Origin of the sequence: Burkholderia sp. LS-044 (assembly GCF_004803625.1) — a bacterium.
Classification (GTDB): Bacteria; Pseudomonadota; Gammaproteobacteria; order Burkholderiales; family Burkholderiaceae; genus Burkholderia; species Burkholderia cepacia.
The window spans coordinates 1-7,251 of sequence record NZ_SSWO01000040.1; the positions used below are offsets into that span (position 1 = coordinate 1).

At 57.7% G+C, this 7,251-nt stretch carries 2 protein-coding genes and 2 pseudogenes; 2 read left to right on the forward strand and 2 right to left on the reverse strand.

Features of this window, described 5'->3' with window-relative positions:
• The coding region (locus E9536_RS40935) for a filamentous hemagglutinin N-terminal domain-containing protein (protein WP_136473313.1) at positions 1-2,214 on the reverse strand (2,214 nt) is incomplete at its 3' end.
• A gap of 529 nt (positions 2,215-2,743) precedes the next feature.
• Between E9536_RS40935 and E9536_RS40940 the strand changes: the two are divergent.
• A pseudogene (locus E9536_RS40940) lies at positions 2,744-4,458 on the forward strand (penicillin-binding protein 2); the annotation flags it as partial.
• 49 nt (positions 4,459-4,507) lie between these two features.
• Here the strand turns inward: E9536_RS40940 and E9536_RS40945 are convergent.
• Positions 4,508-5,161, reverse strand: a complete 654-nt coding sequence (locus tag E9536_RS40945; protein WP_136473315.1) for a response regulator transcription factor — start codon at positions 5,159-5,161, stop codon at positions 4,508-4,510.
• A 412-nt stretch (positions 5,162-5,573) separates the two neighbouring features.
• Between E9536_RS40945 and E9536_RS40950 the strand changes: the two are divergent.
• Positions 5,574-5,939 (forward strand): annotated as a pseudogene (locus E9536_RS40950) (transposase); the annotation flags it as partial.
• Positions 5,940-7,251 lie beyond the last annotated feature (1,312 nt).

Consider the following 7,251-nt stretch of genomic DNA (forward strand, 5'->3'; position numbering starts at 1 on the left):
CAGCCAATCCTGGGCCGCCTTCTCGGTCTGCAGGTCTCCTCGACCTCGCTTCTCCTCGATCAGCGCCTTCCGATTCGCGTCCGGCTCTGCCGCAATCGCCGCATCCAGCGCTGCGCTCGCCTTCTTCTGCTGACTTTCCTTCTGCAGTTCATCCAAAATGCGCTCGTGAGCCGCCTGGATCCCAGCTATGCTTTTCTTGTCGTCCTCAGTCATCCTGCCCCGCGTTGGATCATAAGCGGGCTTCGCCAGTTCAGTCGCCACCATTTGCCGATACTCAGCCCTATCAGAATCCACACTGCGAAGGGTCGCATAGGAGTACAGGTGGTCCCTCTCCCACCACGATCGAAACTCCCTCGATTGTTGACCCGCCACGGCCACATACTGGACTGCCTCGGCCCCTTGAAGCACATCATCAAGATATGTGGAGTCCAACACCTTCCCGTGCACCATCTCGTCGGAAGAGGAGTGGGGATTCTTAACAACGAGAACCGAACCTTTCGGCAGGCGCGCGCGCCAATTCCCATCAAGACGGATACGGAGAGCGTCCAGATCAAGCGCGCCCACCAAAAACCGCTCACCAGTAAGCGCACCCCGCACATCCGTCTCCAGCAGATAGATGCGCCCGTCAAGTGCAATCATCAATTTGAAGCCGCCCAGCCAATGATTCCGCGTCGAATCCGTATAAATCTCGCCCCAAGCACCGGTGACCCCAATCTCGAGCGGAACCTCAATCTCTGTTTTCGCAGAGTCGAGAAAATGCAAACGTCCCTCCTCTCCGGAGGAATCAAAATAGCTCCCCGCCGACCTCGTCTTTTCCGTCGCTTCCGACACCGTCCCCGCGTCGTGACCATCCACCTCGTCATAAAGATGCGTCGTCGGATCCAGAAGTTGACCGTTCTCTGAGTAGAAGTTGCCGTCCTTGCCCAGATACACGACCAGTCCACCCGCCGTCTTCAACGGCAGCCGCGCCACCGCCTCCACACCCGACAGGCTGATCTTGAACGCGATCGGCAGCAGCGTCCCCGTGTCGAGGATCGTCGACGCAAGCGAAATCTCTCCCTCCGGCGCCCACAGCATTCCCGAGAGTGCCAGCACCTTCTGCGCCGAGATGTTGATCTGCGAATCCACACTGCTGGTCGCCGTCACCGTGCTCGACGTCTCCTGCGTTACCCGCTGAGTCTGCGCGCCGCCAATCTCCACAAACACCGGCGCATCCGTCTTCGCATCCCCGATCGTGATATTGCCGCCGATATCGATATCATTGCCGCGCACCTCGACCTTCCCGCCCAGCGCAGTGACCTCTCCGCCGACCGTCGTACTGCCCGTCGATACCAGTGAGGTCTCACTGCCCACTCCACGGCTCTGGTTCGAAACCGTGCCCGTGTTCAGCAGCGCCCCCATCAGCGCATTGCGCCCCGCCGCATTCAGCTGGATCGAACCATCGGCCTGCGACTCCCCAATCATCACACTGCCCGAGTTCGCGACCAGTGCATTCATCGCCCCTTGGTCGACCGCCACATTCCAGTTACCGATCTGGATCGTGGCCGAATCTGCGGCCACCAGCGAAACTCCACGACTGTCCGCATTCGGGTCCATGCCCGCCGCAATGTTTCCGGCATTCGATACCTGGCTGCCCAGCAGCGCCACAAACGATTTCGCCGTGATACTTGCACCAGCCTCGACCTGCACCAGCCCCGGCCGTGTCGCGCCCGCCGCAAAGTTCAGCTTGCCCGCCATGAAGTCGGCGCTATTGATGCCAAGCGAAGACGCAACCACCCCACCCACGTCAACCTGCGCACCCTGACCAAACACCACCCCATTGGGGTTGACGATAAAAACGCGTCCATTGGCCTTCAGCGCGCCCATGATCTGCGTCGCGTCCGGCCCAAGCACTTGGTTCAGCGTGGCCGAGTTCACACCCGGCTGATTGAACGTTACGGAATCGCGTGCCTTGATATCGAAGTTGTTCCAGTTGATGACCGCGCGATCACTCGCTTGGTTGATCGTTGTAACAGGCGATCCATTTCCGCCTTGGATGGTTGCGGCACCCTGCACTACCTCGCCCGTGCCAACGGCCAGCGCATGACCGGAAGCCACCACCAGCGCGACGCGCGAAAGCAGCGCGAGCAGCAGCCGCGAAGGAACCGACTTTTCCCCACAACGACAAAATAGCGAGCGAAAAAAAGAGAAAGGATAAGTAAGATAAGTTTTCATACGAGGGAGCCTACCCCCCCCCCCGAAAAATTGCCACAAGAATGGTCTTGTTTTTATGGGTTTTCCTATTTTTTTACACTGCCTATCCTTTATTAAGCCCACCTCGCTCCGGCTGCACCCGATTCGAACTGGCAACGCCGGAATGGGTGGCCTAGTATAACCATCATCGGTTGATAGAGCTGCTGGACTATATCTCGCCCATTGAAGCTGAGACACGCCGCTACGAGAATCTCATAAATATCAATGACATGGCCGCATTATCTTAGCCAAACCAGATTCCGCGATTCCAGGTGCGACTTACAACAAACCACATCAACGCAGATGAATCACCTCACAAAATGATCGAAATTACGAGAGAGTGGGCGACGGGAAAATCTTTGTTTTTTATTTCGACTCTCTGCGAAGGATGACTTCACGTTAAAGCCCCGTTCCGCAACCCCATTCGCATTATTTGCACAAAGACGGCTTATAATAATAGACGGCAACCAATTCTATGTTCACGAGGCAGCCCAATAAAAATCAGGGCACGATGCTGCGACCAAGGATCGTGATGTCAGTAGTGCTGGTCCTATTCACCTCGCTAATATCGCGCGCCCTCTGGATTCAGATCGTGAACCGAGACATCTTTGTTGCAAGGCGCAGAAGCGCTACCAGCGCACGATCGAGCTCACGCGATGTGCGGGGCATCGTCGACCGCAGCGGCGCGATGCTCGCCGTCAGCCTGTCGACCTATGAAATCTGGGCGAACCCGAAACAGGTCGCCGACACCGATTACCCGCAGATCGCGAAGCTGCTCGACCTGCCGCTCGTCGAGGTGAAGCGGCGTCTCGGCAACGACAAGACGTTCGTGCTGCTCAAGCGGCAGGTCGACGCCGACACCGCGAGCCGGCTCGACAAGCTCGCGATCGACGGCATCACGCAGATAGCCGATTCGAAGCGCTTCTACCCGGAAGGCGAATCGGCCGCGCACGTGGTCGGCTTCACGAACGTCGAGGACAAGGGTCAGGAAGGCGTGGAGCTCGCGGCGAATGCGCGCCTGGTGGGCACGTCCGGGCAGCGCGAGGTGATCCGCGACCGGCTCGGCCGCATCGTGTCGGACACGCGCCCGCTCGTCCCCGCGCAGCACGGCGCGACGATCGAACTGACGATCGACCGCCGCATCCAGCAGCTCGCCTTCAGCCAGCTCAAGGCGGCCGTGATCGAGAACAACGCGGTGGCCGGCAGCGTCGTGGTGCTCGACGCGCAGAACGGCGAGATCCTCGCGCTGGCTAACTACCCGACCTTCGACCCGAACGACCGCGCGCGCCTCACCGGCCAGCAATTGCGCAACCGTGCGGTGATCGACACGTTCGAACCGGGCTCGACGATCAAGCCGCTCGTCGTCGCGCTGTCGATCGACGAGCGCAAGGTCACGCCGAACACGATCATCAACGCGTCGCCGGGCACCTACAAGATCGGCCCGGCGGTGATCCACGATACGTCCAACCACGGCTCGCTGACGGTATCGCAGGCGCTGCAGAAGTCGAGCAACGTCGCGCTCGCGAAACTGGCGCTGAACCTGCCCGCCGAAACGATCTGGAACAAATACCAGGAGTACGGGATCGGCCGCGCGCCGGAACTGACGTTCCCGGGCGTCGCGTCGGGCCGGCTGCGCGGCTACAAGCGCTGGCGGCCGATCGAGCAGGCGACGATGGCATACGGCTACGGCCTGTCGATGTCGCTGCTGCAGATCGCGCAAACCTATACGGCCTATGCCGGTGACGGCACGCTGCACCCGGTGTCGCTGCTGAAGAACGGCACCGACCAGCAGACGATCGACGCGCATCGCGGCCATCGCGTGACGTCGCCGCAAACGGCCGCGTCGATCCGCTCGATGCTCGAGATGGCGGTCGGCGAAGGCGGCACGGGGCGCCGCGCGCGCGTCGACGGCTACCGGATCGGCGGCAAGACCGGTACCGCGCGCAAGCCGGTACCGCGCGCAAGCAGGTCGGCGCGACCTATGCGAAGGGAAAGTACCGCGCGCTGTTCGCGGGGATGGCGCCGATGAGCAACCCGCGCCTGATCGTCGCGGTGATGATCGACGAGCCGCGCGGCAAGGGCTACTACGGCGGCACGGTGGCCGGCCCGGTGTTCGCGTCGGTCACGAGCGGCTCGCTACAGTTGATCGGCGTACCGCCTGACCAATCTGAAAGCACTTCCACCGACACCAGTAAATCACATGCCCGTCGATATTATCAACGTTGAGATTATCAGGTTGATGCCGCAACCTACTCAACCTACCGAGCGACAACCACTATTTGAGCGCGGCGTGGTCGGAGGCTGCGAGATTCCCCTCAAAAAGACGCGACAACCGAAATAGCCATCGATCCCTAAATAAATCGAAATCCGACGCGATCCCGAGCTTTTGATACGCCAATCTTTTCTGACGACTTACCGTTTTAATGCTTCGATTTTTTCTATGAGCGATTTCTGAAATTGAGGCGCCCTCCAAGCACGCCAAGAGCACCTCAATCTCGCATTTTGATAGGCCATTGAATTTTACCCCTCCCATCAAGTCGACAGACGGGCTTGATCTCGCTACCCTTAATATCACCTCAGCGAGTCTATCTGCACTTTCGTTCTTTCCATAAAATTCGTCGGCACCTGCGTTGAAGCTGGCAATCCTCGCCAATTCAAATGAACTGGATGAAGTGGCAACAACCCGAAGACCCGGGCAGCGTCGCTTTATGGCACAAATTTCGCCGCCAGATCTCGCCAAAGACAGAAGATCTATCAGCGCAACATCAAGCCTTCCAGGTTGAATAAAACTCATAAAACGAACAACACTACTCTCGCTTGCTATGATTTCGCACCCCACCTTTTTCACCAAATACGTCGCCATTCCCAACGAAGAGGTAGGATGATCATCTAATATAGCAACCCGAACGACACTTGGATAGCTAATCATTTTTAGGCCATTGTAATAAATGTTGCAAAAACATCGCGCCAACGCGCCACGGGGTTACGCCCAGATTCCCTCCTACCACTTCATACCCAACATCACCAACTTATCCTATGAGATTTAAGAGACTTTTCTTTTGTTTTTTTAAGATAATTTTTTCAAAAAATTTAAGCATTCGAGCAAATAGCCGATACAACCATACCAAGCCCCGACGATGCCACCGCTCCCACCGCCGAGACGCAAGACAAATCTCATTTTTCGAGCGATGCACCTTAGCGCATAAACATCATATAAAGAAAAGGCGCTGCGAGAAAATTCTAACCACTGAAACGATAAAATTCGTTGAGAATTTTCTTGTTTTCACCATTGTTGCGTGGAGCTGGTTTGGTGTTGTATGTGAAATTTCTTCGCGCGCTTCATAGCGCTATGCCCTAGATTCCACTCGGTTGGTAGGGCGGGTGCCCCTAACAACAAGGCTGTCTGTCTGGCCATGGGCATTCAGGCCAACGGCCAGCGTAATGTGCTGGGCCACTGGATCGAGCAAACCGACGGCTACCAGGACATCCTGATCGCCGTGGTCGACGCTGAGCTCACAGAGGTCATCAGCGAGATCTATCCGCGGACCACCGTTCACACCTGCATCGTGCGCCTAGTCCACAACAGCCTCGAATACGCCATCTACAAGGAGGACCGTAAGGTGCGCGCCGCAGCGTTGCGCCCGATCTACGCGGCTGCCAGCGAGGAAGCGGCATGGCAGGCGCTGCAAGACTTCGCCGACGGGCCTTGAGGCGCGAAGTACCTGACGATCATGCAGTCGTGGGTAAGCGGCCACCCAACCCGCCTTGAATCTGAGTGATGCACTTGGGAATATCGTGTCCACTAAACGAAAAAACGGACACGTAAACGTCGAATCGGAGGCACTCTCGGATCGGGGTCGTCGGCAACGCTACAGCGAGTTCAAGGCGCCGATGGTTGCGGCCTGCCAGGGAAATCGGCGTATCGGTTGCGGCGGTCGCGCTGAAACACTGCTTCAACGCGAATCTACTGTCGCGCTGGATCGATCAGGCGGAAGGTCGACTTCCCAAGCGGCTGCTGGGCCGTCCACCCGCCACGCCACCGTCGCTACCAGCCTCTATGCCAGTGGCGTTGGGAGCGCCGAGTGCGCATTCGCCAGAGATCCGCATCGAAGGATGCCGCGCAGATCAGTTTATCGCGGTAAGTTGGTCGGTACCCGCAACGCCAACCTCACCGCGACCCGCGACGCCGAGCAGTTGATTATCTGTGGCATGGAGCGGACGACTCTAACAAGATTTCCTACAAGGCAAACTCAATCGAGGAGTTGAATTTGAACATCTTGGAGGAAACGAAGCCGGCTTTCGGTCCTCGCCGCAAGTATTTGTGAGGTCGGTGACGATAGACGTAGACTAAAACAAACTCGTCATCGCTTACGAAGTAAAAATGTCAATTCGCTGAATGACGCCGACTCGGAATCTGAAAATAGTCACGAAATGATAGATTTTCGGAAAGCGAAATGAAGTCGTTATGGAGCGTGCTGCCGCGAAGAACGGTGTCATCAACTCTCCCACGATGCCACCAGTGGCATTCACGCGTTGTTCCGAACCTGAGTTTGAACCGGCAATCGTGCCGTAGCGATGAGGTTCCCTATCCTGCCGTCGCGTGCAGTTCCCGACGACAAGATCGGCACGCGACAGCGAAAGGCGTTTCTGGGGCGACGCGAACGACGCTGAACGACCCGTCGCTGCCGGTCAAGCACTTGTCGTCAATGTCGCTTTTTCATCGAATGCTGCACCTCGGCCGACGTAGCGGGACTCTCGCTGTTGGCCGCTGACCTGTCGCTGGCACGGTCCGGCTCAGGAGCTGACGCGCGGCCGGTCTGAAGTACGAATTGGCACCGTCCTGCAGCCAGCACGCTAAGGCATTTGCCATTCACGCACTAGCTTTGGCTCTGTGTAAGCCCCCGGTGAAGTCATCTTGTCCAGTCGCTTCGTGACCGCGAGGATCGTGTCCACCAGATTTTTAAGTGGACACGTGTACACCATGGAAGGCAACGAGGTTGAAGGGCTGGAACTGATAGA

Coding starts and splice junctions, on each gene's coding strand:
- E9536_RS40945 (WP_136473315.1), bottom strand. CDS start 5,161: ATGATTAGCTATCCAAGTGTCGTTCGGGTTGCTATATTAGATGATCAT.